The following is a 12563-nucleotide window of genomic DNA, read 5'->3' on the forward strand; positions in this document are numbered from 1 at the left end:
TCAGCCCTTCCTGCGCAGCCGCAGCGCGAGCGTGGGCACCAGCCCCTTGGGCAGGAACATCATGGTGAGCATCAGCACCAGGCCGAAGAACACCATCTCGTAGCCGTGCAGACCGCCCAGCAGTTGCGGCAGCGCGGTCAGCAGCGCGGCGCCGAGCAGCGCGCCGAAGGTCGAGGCCATGCCGCCGAGCACCACCATGGTCGCGAGCTCCACCGAATGCGTGAAGGCCGCCAGCGAGGGGCTGATGAAGCCCAGGTAGTGCGCCGTGAGGCTGCCCGAGACCGCGGCGAACACGGCCGACACCACGAAGGCGCGCACCTTGAAGCGCGCCACGTCCACGCCCATCACGCGCGCCGCCACCTCGGAGCCATTGAGCCCGCGCAGCGCGCGCCCGGCCGGCGATTCGTAGAGGTTGAGCGACAGCAGCACCGCGAGCCACAGCAGCACCGCCGCCAGCGCATACCAGTGCAGCACCTTGGCGAAGGCGAAGCCGGCCACCGCCAGCGGCGGCACCGGCATGCCGTCGGGGCCGCCGGTCCAGTCGACCTCGTTGATCAGCACGATGTTGACGATCACGCCAAGCCCGAGCGTGGCCATGGTCAGCGAATGGCCCTTGAGGCGCAGGATCGGCTTGGCGATCAGCCAGGCCACCAGCGCGGCGCCCACGGCCGCGGCGCAGATGGCCGGCAGCGCGGGCCAGCCGAAGCGCGCCGTCACGATGCCGCTGCCGTAGGCGCCGATGGCGACGAAGGCCGCGTGGCCGATGCTGATCTGGCCCGCGAAGCCCATCAGCAGGTTGAGCCCGATGGCGGCGATGGCCGCCAGCGCGATGCGCACCGCGACGTCGATCACGTAGTTGTTGGGCATGGCCAGCGGCAGCAGCGCCAGCACCAGGGCCAGCAGCAGCAGGGAGGGACGCAGCAGCGCCCGCGAGGACGCCTTCATACCCGCTCCGCTCCCTTGCTGCCGAACAGGCCGTGCGGCATGACCAGCAGGATGAACACGATCAGCACGAAGGGCACGGCGTCCTTGTAGGCCGAGGAGACGTAGCCCGCCATCAGCGCCTCGAGCAGGCCGACGATGAGGCCGCCGACCACCGCGCCGCCCGCGCTGCCGAGCCCGCCCAGCGTGGCCGCGACGAAGCCCTTCATGCCCAGCATCAGGCCGATGTCGTAGACCGTGGTGGTGATCGGCGCGGCCACCACGCCGGCCACGGCGCCCAGCAGCGCCGACAGGCCGAACGAGAGCTGCAGCACGCGCGAGGTCGGGATGCCGACCGCGCGCGCGGCCAGCGCGTTGGCCGCCACCGCGAGCATGGCCTTGCCTACCATGGTGAAGCGGAAGAAGGCGAAGCACAGCGCCACCAGCAGCGCGGCCGTGCCCAGCACCCACAGGCTCTGCGGCAGCACGTAGGCACCGAGGATCGACAGCGCCGCGTCGCCGCTGAAGGCCGGCAGGGTCTGCTGGTTCTTGCCGAGCACGATCTGCACCACGCCCTGGATGAAGATCGAGGCGCCGATGGTGATGATGATCAGCGACACCACGCTGGCCTCGCCCGCGGGCTTGATCGCGAGCCGGTACAGCAGCAGTCCCGCCACCACCGTGGCCAGCACGCCGCCGGCCACCGCCACGCCATAGGGCAGGCTGGCGCCGAGCAGCGCGGCCGTGATCATGGCGCCGAGCATGAGGAAGTCGCCCTGCGCGAAGTTGATGACGCCGCTGGCGTTGTAGATCAGCGAGAAGCCCAGCGCGGCCAGCGCGTAGATCGCGCCGGTGGTGAGTCCCGAGAAGACGAATTGCATGAAGTCAGCCATGGCGTGCTCCGGCGTGGGAAAGCCCGGCGCTGCCGGGGAAGGGAAGGTTGGCGAGCAGGTGGTGGGGCGCGACCTCGTCCACGCGGTCGGCGCCCAGCAGCACCAGGGTGCGGGCGATGTCGTCGACCAGGCCGGCCAGCACGCCGCGCGCGCCCGCCTCGCCGTCGCAGGCCATGCCCCAGACCGCGGCGCGGCCGACGAAGGCCGCGGTGGCGCCGGCGGCCAGCGCCTTGACCACGTCGCTGCCGCGGCGGAAACCGCCGTCGACGAACACCGGGATGCGTCCGGCCACGGCATCGACCATGCGCGGCAGCACCGAGATGGTCGAGGGCGCCGCGTCGAGCTGGCGCCCGCCGTGGTTCGACACCACGATGCCGTCGGCGCCGTGGCGCACGGCCAGCGCGGCATCGCCCGGATGCAGCAGGCCCTTGACCAGCAGCGGGCCGTCCCACAGCCGGCGCAGCCAGGCCAGGTGCTCCCAGGCCAGCGTGCGGTCCATGGTGCGCGACAGCAGCGCGGCCTGCAGCTGGGCCGAGGTGGCGCCGTCGTCGGCCTCGGCCAGGTTGACGAACGAGGGCGAGCGGCCCTGCATCGCCATCGCGAGCGACCAGCGCGGATGCAACGCGAGGTCGAGCAGGGTCGAGGGCGTGAAGCGGAACGGCAGCCGAAAGCCGTTGCGCACATCGCGCTCGCGCAGGCCGCTCACGGCCGCGTCGACCGTCAGCACCAGCGCCGAATAGCCGGCCGCGCGCGCGCGGCGCACGAGCTGCTCGGCGATGGCGCGATCGCCCATCACGTAGAGCTGCATCCATTGCAGCGCCTCGGGGTCGCGCCGCAGCGCGGCCTCGCGCACCGCCTCGAGCCGGTCGTTCGACGGCGTCGACAGCACGTGCGGCACGCCGGTGGCGGCGGCCGCGCAGGCCAGCAGGGTGTCGCCATGCGGGCGCACCAGGCCCGAGAAGCCCACGGGCGCCACGCCCAGCGGTGCGGCCCAGCGCCGGCCGAACACCGTGATGCCGGGGTCGGCATGGCGGGTGTCGCGCAGCGCGGTCGGCACCAGGTGCAGCGCGGCCAGGTCGGCCTCGTTGCGCCGCAGGCAGTCCTCGGTCTCCGCGCCGCCGTCGACATAGTCGAAAACGAAGCGCGGCAGCCGCCTGCGGGCATGCCGGCGGTGATCGTTCGCATTGAGCTTCATGCGCTCTCCGGTGACGCGCGCGAACTCAGCGGACTTCCACGAACTTGCCGTCCTTGATCTCGACCATGCGGAACGCGGAGACGTCCAGGCCCATGTGGTCGGTGGCCGACATGCGGTAGATGCCGCTCACGCCGACGAAGTCCTTGGTCGCCTCGATGGCATCGCGCAGCTTCTGCTTGTCGGTGCCGCCAGCGCGCTGGATCGCATCGATCAGCAGGTACAGCGCGTCGTGCGCGTAGCCGCCGAAGGTCGACACGTCCATCTTCGCGGTCGATTCGTAGTCCTTCGCGTACGACACGCTGACCTTCTTCTGCGGATCGGCATCGGGCAGCGCCTGGGCGATCAGCAGCGCGGGCGAAGGCATGCGGATGCCCTCGGAGGACTTGCCCGCGATGCGGATGAACTCGGTCGAGGCCTGGCCATGCGAGGTGTACAGCGGCTGCTTCATCGCGAGCTGCTGATGGTTGCGCGCGATGATGGCCGGCGCCTGGCCGGTGCCGAACACGAACACGGCCTGCGCGCCCGAGGACTTGATGCGCGTGAGCTGCGGCGTGACGTCGGTGTCCTTCTCGCCGTAGGTCTGGTCCTCCACCACCTTCAGGCCCAGCGACTCGGCGAGCTTGAGCGTCTCGGTGCGGCCCGACTTGCCGAAGCCGCCGGTGTCCGACAGCAGCGCGAACTGCGTGAAGCCGCGCTTCTTCATCTCGCCGAGCACCTTCTCGGCCGCCATGCGGTCGGAGTGCGGCATCTTGAACACGTAGGGCTTGACCGGCTCGACGATGACCGAGGCGGCGGCCAGCGAGATCAGCGGCATCTTCGCGGCCTCGGCCTGCGGCACCATCGCCATGGTCGAGCCGGTGGTCGAAGCGCCGAGGATCGCGTCGACCTCGTCCTGCATGATGAGGCGGCGCGTGAAGGCGTTGGCCTTGTTCGCGTCGCTGGCGTCGTCGTAGAGCACCAGCTCGAGCTTGCGGCCGAGCACGCCGCCGGCCGCGTTGATCTTGCGCACGTACATCTCGAGCGTCTTCTGCTGCGGATCGCCGAGGAAGGAGGCCGGGCCGGTGGCCGAGACCACGGCGCCGATCTTGATCGGCCCGGCCGCATGGACCTGCGCGGCCAGCGGCAGCAGCAGGGCGCCGGCCAGCAGCGCGTTGACGGCGCGGCGGCCGAGGAAGGTGGAAGTCTTGCTGTTTCTCATCGTCTTGTCTCCTGTCGTCGTTCTCTGGGGAAGGGATGCGGTCCCTCAGCGCGCCGGCTTTCGCCGCACGATGTGGATGGGGTGGACGCGCGGCGCGGGTGGCGGCAGGCCCAGCGCGCGCGCCAGGGTGCGGCCCTCGGGGTCGGCCAGCGCGGCTTCGCGCGCGGCGCGCACGCGCTCGGCCGCCTGCGCGAGCGCGGCAGCATCGCCGGGGGGCGCGGCGAACTGGGCCTGCATGTCGTCGAGCACCGCGCCGAGGTTGCGGTGGCCGCGCTCGCTGGTCTCGCCGTAGCCCTTGACCAGGTTGCCGCACAGCGCGATCTCGTAGGCCAGGCGCGGGCTCAGCGCGAGCGCGGCGCGCACGGTGTCGAGCCAGCGCTCGATCATGGCCTGCTCGATCGCGTAGCGCGCGCCGGCGCGGCGCAGCACGCGCAGCGAGCGCAGGCCGCACAGCATGGCGAAGCCCAGCACGGTGTCGGTGCGCATGTGCAGGCCCACGTTGAGCCGGTGCGCCTTGTGGGCCAGGCGCCGGCGCAGCCATGCCGAGGCGCGCGGCGGCAGCAGCGAACAGACCTCGTCGAGGCCGGGCTTCAGGTATTCGGTCAGGCGCAGCGGCTCGCCCTGGCGCGCGCCCACTTCCTCGCGCACGCGTTGCAGCCGCTCGCCGCGCGTCTTGAGGTCGGCCACGCGGATCACGTCCTCGTAGCTCATCCACAGCGCGAGATGGCGCGCGGTCTCGCGCGTCACGGGCAGTTCGCCGCCGAAGGGCCGCTCGAGCGCGAGCACCGCGTCGACGCGCCGCAGGTAGAGCGCGCCGTAGCGCGCGTCCTGGTAGTCGAGCACCTGCTGCAGGCCATGGCCCAGCAGTTCATGCAGCGGCTCGGGCATGGCGGCGATGCGCGGGTCGATGGGCGTGCGCGGCGACGCCGCAGCGGCACTGGCGGTGGCCTCCGGCGCGGGATGCGCCACCTGCTCGAAGCCCGCCGCGAAACCCTTGAGGCTGGCCTCCACCGCCTTGCCCGAAGCTCGGATCGCCTGCTCGCAGGCCTCGCGCGAGAACGGCAGCGCGCCGCTGCCGGCCATGGCGCCGAACATCACGGTGTTGATCACCGTGCCGTGGCGCCAGGCCAGCGCGCGCATGTCGAACAGGAAGCTGTGCCGCGCGAGTTCGCGCGCGGCCTCGCTCACGCGCCGGCCGTCGTAGCGACCATCGCCCATGGCGGACTTCTCGGCCACCGCGAACTCGCGGTGCGTCGAGGCCACGAGCGTGGTGCGCCGCGGATGCACGAAGCCACCCTGCAGCACGCGCCCCGCCTCCATCAGCTCGGAAGCGGCGACGATGTCGACGTCGCCCGGGCTCGGCGTGAGCGAGAACACTGGGCGCGCGCCGCCGAGCCGCGCGGCCTCGACCGGGTAGATCTCGATGTAGTAGTTGGTGGCGCCGGTGCGCTGCGCCACGCCGGGCACCGAGGTGCTCTGCACCGGGAAGCCCTGGGCCGTGGCCGCGGCGATCAGCCAGTCGGCCAGCACGCCGCCGCCCTCGCCGCCCATGGCGGCGACCAGCACGGTCACGATGCGCGGTGCGTCTTCGAAGGCAATGTCGTTCATGCCGCCAGCGCCTCCGCGCGGTCGCGCGCCTTGCCGGCCATGAGGCCGATGACGCCGCTGCGCAGCCGGTGCAGCAGGCGCTCCCAGGTGCCGGCGTTCTGCACGATCTCGGCCTTGTAGAACGAGGGGCAGAGGATCGCGGCGTGCGCGTTCTCGCCGCACAGGCCGCAGCCCACGCAGCCCTGGTTGACGGTGGCCACGGGATCGGTGCGCAGCGCGCTCGGGTTGGGCTTGATGGTGAGCGACGGGCAGCCCGACAGCCGGATGCACGAGTGGTCGCCGGTGCAGACGTCGTCGTCGATGCCGAAGCGCGTGCGCACCGCGCGCTCGCCGCGCTTGAGCTTCGCGGCCGTGACGGGCTTGATGCGGCGCTGGCGCTCGAGCTGGCATTCGCCGTCGGCGATGATGACCTTGAGGCCGCCCTCCTCGGTGGTCATCGCCTCCTGCAGCGTGTCGCGCATCTCGGCCACGCTGTAGCTGCGCACCTTGCGCACCCAGCCCACGCCCACGCCCTTGAGCGCGGCCTCGATGTCCAAGGTCAGCGGCTTGGCCGCGGGCTGCGTGGGCGAGGAGGGAATGGCCTGCGTGCCGGTGGCCGAGGTGTAGCCGTTCTTCAGGATCACGAGCACCGAGTCCTGGCCGTTGTAGACCGCGTTGACCACGCCGCTGGTGAAGCCGTTGTGCCAGAAGCCGCCGTCGCCCATGATGCTGACGACCCGGTTGCCCATCAGCGGCGCGATGCCCGAGGAGCTCGCGAGGCCCAGGCCGTAGCCGAGCACCGTGCTGCCGGTGTTGAACGGCGGCAGGGTGCCGAAGGTGTGGCAGCCGATGTCGGCGCTGACGTGCACGCTGCCGAGTTCCTTCTGCATCAGCTTGATGGCGGCGAACACCGGGCGCTCGGGACAGCCGATGCAGAAGCCCGGCGGCCGGCTCGGCACGGGCACGCCCAGCGCCTCGACCGCGCGCGGCTTGAGCGCGGCCAGCGGCGCGGCGCTGTCGGCCACCCGCACGGCGCCCTGGTCGCCGAGTGCTTCGGGCCGCGCCTGGCGGATGAACTCGGCCAGGCCGCGCACCAGCACCTCGCCGGTGTATTCGCCGGCCATCGGGAAGATGTCCTTGCCGTGCAGCCGCGTGTCGCAGCCGGCCTTGCGCAGCATCGCGTGCAGCGCGTCCTCCATGTAGTTGGGCTGGCCCTCTTCCACCATCAGCACCGCGCGCTTGCCGCGGCAGAAATCGATGAGCTCGTCGGGCACCATCGGGTAGACCACGTTGAGCACCTGCAGCGGAATGCGGCTGTTGCCGAAGGCATCGGCCAGGCCCAGCTGCTGCAGCGCGCGCAGGGTGCCGTTGTAGAGGCCGCCCGGCAGCACCAGGCCGACATCGGCGCAGTCGCCGTCGAAGCGCTCGTTGAGCCGCGCGTCGCGGATGTAGGCCAGCGCGGCCGGCCAGCGCGACTCGATCTTCATGCGCTCCTGCGCGTAGATCGAGGGCGGCAGGTTGATGTTGGCGAAGTCGAAGCGCGGCTGCGAAATGGCCTCGCGCGTGGAGATGGCCGGCGCGCGGTTGTCCTTGCAGACGAAGCTGCCGTGCACGTGGCAGGCGCGGATGCGCAGCTGCAGCATGACGGGCGTCTGGCTCGCCTCGGACAGTTCGAAGCCGTGCTCCACCGCGTCGACGATCGAGCCCAGGTTGGGCCGCGGATCGAGCAGCCACATCTGCGACTTCATCGCGAAGGCGTGGGTGCGCTCCTGGATGATGCTCGAGCCCTCGCCGTAGTCCTCGCCGAGGATCACCAGCGCGCCGCCCTGCACGCCGGCCGAGGCGAGGTTGGACAGCGCGTCGGACGCGACGTTGGTGCCGACCGTGGACTTCCACGTGACGGCGCCGCGCACCGGGTAGTTGATGGAGGCGCCGAGCATCGCGGCCGCGCCGGCCTCGGAGGCGCTGTTCTCGAAATAGATGCCGAGCTCGTCGAGCAGCTCGCGCGCATCGCCGAGCACGTCGATCAGGTGCGAGACCGGCGCGCCCTGGTAGCCGCCGATGTAGCTCACGCCCGATTGCAGCAGGGCCTTGGTGACGGCCAGGATGCCCTCGCCGTGGAATTCCTCGTTCGCGCCCAGCGAGAGGCGCTTGACTTCTTCGGCGAAGGATCGCTCCATGGTGTTCTTTGTCTCCGGCCGGCGCCGCGGGAAGCGCCGCATTTCATCGTGGTTGGCTCGTGGACGGGGACTTTAGGAGTACCCGTTCATTTACCCAATCGATGGAATGGGAGTTACACATCGATGAATTCGATGCGATGTCGCGCGATCGCGACCAGCCGTCCGCGGAGGACGGGAGCTTTCAGTTCACCAGGTAGCCGAGCCTGCGCATCGCGTCGCCGAGCCCCTTGCGGCTGCGCTCCATCGCGGCCCAGGGCGCGTTGCCGATCTCGAGCCGCTCGACGATGGTCGCCACGGTCCAGTGGTCGGAGCCGTCGACCTCGAACAGCTCGTCCCAGTCCAGCGGCACCGACACGCCCAGGCCCGGCCGCGCGCGTGCCGACCAGGCACTGATGGTGGTGGCGCCGAAGCCGTTGCGCAGGTAGTCGGCAAAGATCTTGCCGACGCGGTTGCGCGGCCCGCTCTTGGCGACGATGCGCTCGGGCACGCTGCGCGCGAGCTGCTGCACGATGGCCTGCGAGAAGCCCTTGACCTCGTCCCACCCATGCGCGCGCCGGATCGGCACCACCACGTGCAGGCCCTTGCCGCCGCTGGTCTTGAGGAAGGACGGCAGCCCGAGCTCGTCGAGCAGCGTGCGCACCAGCAGCGCGGCCTCCTGCATGCGCGGCCACTCGACGCCCTCGCCGGGGTCGAGGTCGAAGGTCATGCGGTCGGGCTGGCCGAAGGCGCGCGACAGCGCATTCCAGGTGTGGAACTCCACCACGTTGAACTGCGCCGCGCCGAGCAGGCCCTCGGCCGTGTCGATCTGCAGCAGCGGCTCGTGGCCGGGATCGAGCGCCGGGTCGAGCAGGCCCACCCCGGCCATCTCGCCGTGCTGCGCATGCTTCTGGAAGAACAGCTCGCCCGCGATGCCGTCGGGCGCGCGCACCAGCGCCACCGGCCGGCCGCGCAGGTGCTGCAGCATCAGCGGCGCGACGCGCGCGTAGTAGGCGGCGAGCTCGCCCTTGGTGATGCCGCTCTTCGCTTCGACGAGGCGGTCGGCATGGGTGATGCGCGGCGTGGATTGCTTGCGGTCGGCGGCCATGGTTCGTTTCCTTGGCCTGCCATGGTCACCGGCGCCCGCGGCGGCGGATGTAGGAACGCGACGGCGCGCCGTGTATTCCTGGCGCTCAGGCCGTGCCGTCGAGTCGCCGTTCGCTGGGCCGCGCGAAATAGAACCACTCGGTGTCCGGCAGCGCGAGCGCGTTGGGGAACACGATGCAGCCGTCGTCGGGCGCGGTCACGGGCGTGCCGTCGTGCCGCGTGCCGATGAGTTCGCCGCGGCGCACCGGATCGAAGGTGGCCCAGTCGCGCGCGAAGCGGTCGTCGGCATGCAGCCGGTCGGTCACGCTGGCCAGGCGCAGCAGCCGCGGCGGTTGTTCCGGCCCGGCCGCGAGGCCCGGCGGCAGCGCCGCCATGCCCAGCAGCGCCAGCGTGCGGCGGATCGCGCGCCAGGCCACCTCGGGCGCCTGCGGATCCTGGTGCTGGCCGCATTCGAGCGTGACGCCGTAGCCGCCGCAGCTGCGGATGTATTCGTTGGTGCCGCGGCCGAAGTCGATGGCGGCCTCGTCGACCGCGGCGCCGCGCTGCGCGAGGCCGGCAGCATAGATGTCGAGCCAGCCCTCGACCACGATCGGCGTGCCCAGGTGCAGCGCGAGCTGGCCTTCCTCGGCGGCGCGCGCGAAGGGCTCGAGCGTGCCGGTGTTGTCGCGCGGGCCGATCATCGCGAAGGCCTCGCCCGCGCTCTGGAACGAATGCAGGTCGAGCAGCACCTCGTGGCGCGCGATCACGGGCGCCAGCACGTTGGTCACGCGGGCCTCGTAGTCGGCCGGCTCGGCCGCGGGCTTGAACAGCCGGTTGAGGTTGCGCTCGCCCTCGCGCTGCAGGCGCCGGCGCGCCAGCGGATTGGCCACCGGCACCAGCGTGAGCTCGCCGCGCAGCAGCGCGAGCTCGCCCGCCGCGAACTCGGCCAGCACCCGCTCGATGCCGGCGGTGCCGCTGGTCTCGTCGCCATGCACGCCGCCCATCACGAGCAGCCGGGGGCCGGGATTCAGGGAGGCGAAGGCGTGGAGGCGGATGCTGTCGTGCGCGACGGCGTCGAAGGGAGAGGAAGCCATGCGGGGATTATGAGGAGGCCTCTTGACAGGTGCAAAGATGCTTCGCTTTTCATAGCACCGATCCTCGCGGCCACGAGGCCACGCCCGCGATCGACACGCAGCCTACAGCCGTGCCCTGGGCTGTCCTACCGGCCCTGCGAGGGCCGCCGCGCAAGCTGGTGCCCACCAACGACCGAAGGAGGCCCCATGGCCAAGGACAACACCACGACCCGCAAGCCCGCCGATCCGCAGAAGGACGCGGGCGGCGGCAAGACCAAGATCGAACAGGGCGGCGAGTCGTCGCCGCGGCTGCCGCACGAACGCGACCAGTCCTCGGACAGCCAGCAGACCCGCGACGGCAAGCCGACCGAGCGCGGCCGCCGCGCGCATGACGACGTGGAACGCGGCCTGGTCGACACCGACCAGGGGCTGCGCGCCGACAAGGTCGGCGAGCAGGCCAAGCGCTGATTCGAAGCCCGGTTGCCGCTCAGGCGGCGGCCACGCCCGCGAGCTGCGTGCGCATCTGCGAGATCACCGCGCCGTAGTCCTTGGCGTTGAAGATCGCGCTGCCGGCCACGAAGGTGTCGGCGCCGGCCGAAGCCACGCGCGCGATGTTGTCGGCCTTGATGCCGCCGTCGACCTCGAGGCGGATGTCGCGCCCGCTCTGCTCGATGCGCTTGCGCGCCTGCTCGATCTTGCGCAGCGCCGAGTCGATGAAGCTCTGGCCGCCGAAGCCGGGGTTGACGCTCATGATCAGGATCAGGTCGATGTCGTCGATCACCCAGTCGAGCACCTCGAGCCCGCGCGCCGGGTTGAACACCAGCCCCGGCTTGCAGCCGGCCGCGCGGATCGCCTGGATGCTGCGGTGCACGTGGGGCGTGGCGTCGGGATGGAAGCTGATGTAGTCGGCCCCGGCCTGCGCGAACGAGGCCGCGAGCGCGTCGACCGGCTGCACCATCAGGTGCACGTCGATCGGCACCGGCGTGCCGTCGGCCGTCTTGGCATGCGGCTTGAGCGCCTGGCAGATCATCGGACCGAAGGTCAGGTTCGGCACATAGTGGTTGTCCATCACGTCGAAATGGATCCAGTCCGCGCCCGCGGCGATCACGTCCGAGAGCTCTTGGCCGAGCTGGGCGAAGTCGGCGGAAAGGATGGAGGGGGCGATGCGGAAGGTCATGGGCGGCGATTGTCGCAGCCGGCCAAAGGCGCAGCGGAGCTTCCGGACTTCTTCTATGCCTGCCAGGGATCGACCAGCGCCACGCCCGTGCCGGCATAGCCGCCCGCGTCGCGCGAGACCACCGCGAGGCCGTGCTGCGCGGCGGTGGCGGCGATGATCAGGTCGGGCTGCGAGAAGGTGCGCCCGGCCTTGCGGCCCTGTTCGACCATCAGCCGCCACTTGAACATCACGTCCTCGCTGACCGGCAGCACGCGGTAGCCGAACATCGGCCGCAGTTGCAGCTGCAGCCAGTCGTTGAGCTGGGCGCGCTTGTGGATGTCGGCCACCAGCTCGATGCCGAAGCGGATCTCCGCGAAGGTGACGGTGCTGACGAACAGGCTTTCGAGCGGCTGCGCGCCGACGAAGGCGACCACCCGGGGCTCGGGACGCGGGCGCCGCAGCTCGGACAGCACGTTGGTGTCGAGCAGGAAGCCGCTCATCGCGCTCATGGCGCTCACGGCATTCACAGCTCGACGCTGCGCACCGGCGAGGCTTCGGAGGCGCCGACCGACAGCTCGATGTCCCGATGGGGCGAGGCCTGCAGCACGTCGACCAGCGCCTGGCCCGTGCGCGCGCCCTGCAGGCGCTGGAAGTCCTCGGCCGCGATCACCACGACCTCGTCGCGCCCGTGGACCGTGACGTGCTGCGGCCCCTCGCTGTGGACGCGGCGCACCAGTTCGCTGAAGCGCGCCTTGGCGTCCTGCAGCGGCCAATGGCCTGGAAGTGAAATTCTGGTCATACCGACCAGATTATCTGATCTTCCCCAATCCTGCAAGAAAGCCGGCCCGGTACCGGGAAGCTCTCCCCGCGCCAAAACCCAGCAGTTACCATCGCGCGCATGTCACACAGCCCCCTTTCCATCGAGGTCGAGCCGCGCTACCTCGCCGACCAGTCCTCGCCGAAGGAAGGCATCTACACCTTCGCCTACACCATCACGATCACCAACACCGGCTCGACCGGTGCCCAGGTGATCGCGCGGCACTGGCTGATCAACGACGCCTCGGGGCATGCGCAGGAGGTCAAGGGCCTGGGCGTGATCGGCCAGCAGCCGCTGCTGGCGCCGGGCGAGAGCTTCCGCTACACCAGCGGCTGCCGGCTGCAGGCCGCCAGCGGCACCATGCACGGCAGCTACCTCGTGGTGACCGAGGACGGCGAACGCTTCGACGTGCCGATCCCGATGTTCGTGCTCGAGGCCGACATCGGCGGCGCGCCGGTCTCGCGCGTGCTGCACTAGCCTT

At 71.0% G+C, this 12563-nt stretch carries 13 protein-coding genes; 2 read left to right on the plus strand and 11 right to left on the minus strand.

The window, feature by feature from the left end:
- From AC07RV_RS36555 to AC07RV_RS36590, 8 genes are all read right to left on the minus strand, one after another.
- The gene (locus AC07RV_RS36555; protein ID WP_057593306.1) at nt 1-945 is read right to left on the minus strand and encodes a branched-chain amino acid ABC transporter permease; all 945 of its coding nucleotides are present in this window, start codon (nt 943-945) and stop codon (nt 1-3) included.
- Entirely contained in the window at nt 942-1814 is an 873-nt protein-coding gene (locus AC07RV_RS36560; protein ID WP_093350744.1) for a branched-chain amino acid ABC transporter permease, read from the minus strand. The genes AC07RV_RS36555 and AC07RV_RS36560 overlap by 4 nt, the downstream gene beginning before the upstream one ends.
- The gene (locus AC07RV_RS36565) at nt 1807-3009 is read right to left on the minus strand and encodes an alpha-hydroxy acid oxidase (protein WP_209545921.1); all 1203 of its coding nucleotides are present in this window, start codon (nt 3007-3009) and stop codon (nt 1807-1809) included. Before AC07RV_RS36565 ends, AC07RV_RS36560 begins: the two co-directional genes overlap by 8 nt.
- 25 nt (nt 3010-3034) lie before the next feature.
- Nucleotides 3035-4207, minus strand: coding sequence for an ABC transporter substrate-binding protein (locus tag AC07RV_RS36570; protein ID WP_296781690.1), 1173 nt, complete (start codon nt 4205-4207; stop codon nt 3035-3037).
- Between the two features lie 45 nt (nt 4208-4252).
- Nucleotides 4253-5815, minus strand: a complete 1563-nt coding sequence (locus tag AC07RV_RS36575; RefSeq protein ID WP_296781691.1) for an indolepyruvate oxidoreductase subunit beta family protein — start codon at nt 5813-5815, stop codon at nt 4253-4255.
- Nucleotides 5812-7974 carry an indolepyruvate ferredoxin oxidoreductase subunit alpha gene (locus AC07RV_RS36580; protein WP_296781692.1) on the minus strand — a complete coding sequence of 721 codons (2163 nt, stop codon included), beginning with the start codon at nt 7972-7974 and terminating at the stop codon, nt 5812-5814. Before AC07RV_RS36580 ends, AC07RV_RS36575 begins: the two co-directional genes overlap by 4 nt.
- Before the next feature lie 181 nt (nt 7975-8155).
- Nucleotides 8156-9058 (minus strand): non-homologous end-joining DNA ligase, encoded by a 903-nt coding sequence (gene ligD / locus AC07RV_RS36585; RefSeq protein WP_444814312.1) that lies wholly within the window; start codon nt 9056-9058, stop codon nt 8156-8158.
- Between the two features lie 85 nt (nt 9059-9143).
- A complete protein-coding gene (locus tag AC07RV_RS36590) occupies nt 9144-10130 on the minus strand; it encodes a succinylglutamate desuccinylase/aspartoacylase family protein (RefSeq protein WP_296781693.1) in 987 nt (328 codons plus the stop codon).
- Nucleotides 10131-10316: 186 nt separating this feature from the next.
- On the opposite strand from AC07RV_RS36590, the gene AC07RV_RS36595 reads away from it, so the two are divergent.
- On the plus strand, nt 10317-10577 hold the full coding sequence (locus tag AC07RV_RS36595) for a hypothetical protein (protein WP_296781694.1): 261 nt from the start codon (nt 10317-10319) through the stop codon (nt 10575-10577).
- A 19-nt stretch (nt 10578-10596) separates the two neighbouring features.
- Here AC07RV_RS36595 and rpe read toward each other — a convergent pair whose 3' ends face one another.
- From rpe to AC07RV_RS36610, 3 genes are read right to left on the minus strand one after another with little or no spacing between them, the layout of a single operon-like run.
- A complete protein-coding gene (gene rpe, locus AC07RV_RS36600) occupies nt 10597-11286 on the minus strand; it encodes a ribulose-phosphate 3-epimerase (protein ID WP_296781695.1) in 690 nt (229 codons plus the stop codon).
- Nucleotides 11287-11339: 53 nt separating this feature from the next.
- Nucleotides 11340-11774 carry a type II toxin-antitoxin system VapC family toxin gene (locus tag AC07RV_RS36605; RefSeq protein WP_208511524.1) on the minus strand — a complete coding sequence of 145 codons (435 nt, stop codon included), beginning with the start codon at nt 11772-11774 and terminating at the stop codon, nt 11340-11342.
- Between the two features lie 14 nt (nt 11775-11788).
- Nucleotides 11789-12064, minus strand: coding sequence for a type II toxin-antitoxin system Phd/YefM family antitoxin (locus tag AC07RV_RS36610; RefSeq protein WP_203204093.1), 276 nt, complete (start codon nt 12062-12064; stop codon nt 11789-11791).
- A 99-nt stretch (nt 12065-12163) separates the two neighbouring features.
- Here AC07RV_RS36610 and apaG point away from each other — a divergent pair, with 99 nt between their 5' ends.
- On the plus strand, nt 12164-12559 hold the full coding sequence (apaG, locus tag AC07RV_RS36615; RefSeq protein WP_057593319.1) for a Co2+/Mg2+ efflux facilitator ApaG/CorD: 396 nt from the start codon (nt 12164-12166) through the stop codon (nt 12557-12559).
- Nucleotides 12560-12563 lie beyond the last annotated feature (4 nt).

The sequence above is a fragment of the Variovorax sp. GW821-FHT09B01 genome (assembly GCF_059418345.1).

Coding starts and splice junctions, on each gene's coding strand:
- AC07RV_RS36555 (WP_057593306.1), bottom strand. CDS start 945: ATGAAGGCGTCCTCGCGGGCGCTGCTGCGTCCCTCCCTGCTGCTGCTG.
- AC07RV_RS36560 (WP_093350744.1), bottom strand. CDS start 1,814: ATGGCTGACTTCATGCAATTCGTCTTCTCGGGACTCACCACCGGCGCG.
- AC07RV_RS36565 (WP_209545921.1), bottom strand. CDS start 3,009: ATGAAGCTCAATGCGAACGATCACCGCCGGCATGCCCGCAGGCGGCTG.
- AC07RV_RS36570 (WP_296781690.1), bottom strand. CDS start 4,207: ATGAGAAACAGCAAGACTTCCACCTTCCTCGGCCGCCGCGCCGTCAAC.
- AC07RV_RS36575 (WP_296781691.1), bottom strand. CDS start 5,815: ATGAACGACATTGCCTTCGAAGACGCACCGCGCATCGTGACCGTGCTG.
- AC07RV_RS36580 (WP_296781692.1), bottom strand. CDS start 7,974: ATGGAGCGATCCTTCGCCGAAGAAGTCAAGCGCCTCTCGCTGGGCGCG.
- ligD (WP_444814312.1), bottom strand. CDS start 9,058: ATGGCCGCCGACCGCAAGCAATCCACGCCGCGCATCACCCATGCCGAC.
- AC07RV_RS36590 (WP_296781693.1), bottom strand. CDS start 10,130: ATGGCTTCCTCTCCCTTCGACGCCGTCGCGCACGACAGCATCCGCCTC.
- AC07RV_RS36595 (WP_296781694.1), top strand. CDS start 10,317: ATGGCCAAGGACAACACCACGACCCGCAAGCCCGCCGATCCGCAGAAG.
- rpe (WP_296781695.1), bottom strand. CDS start 11,286: ATGACCTTCCGCATCGCCCCCTCCATCCTTTCCGCCGACTTCGCCCAG.
- AC07RV_RS36605 (WP_208511524.1), bottom strand. CDS start 11,774: ATGAGCGCGATGAGCGGCTTCCTGCTCGACACCAACGTGCTGTCCGAG.
- AC07RV_RS36610 (WP_203204093.1), bottom strand. CDS start 12,064: ATGACCAGAATTTCACTTCCAGGCCATTGGCCGCTGCAGGACGCCAAG.
- apaG (WP_057593319.1), top strand. CDS start 12,164: ATGTCACACAGCCCCCTTTCCATCGAGGTCGAGCCGCGCTACCTCGCC.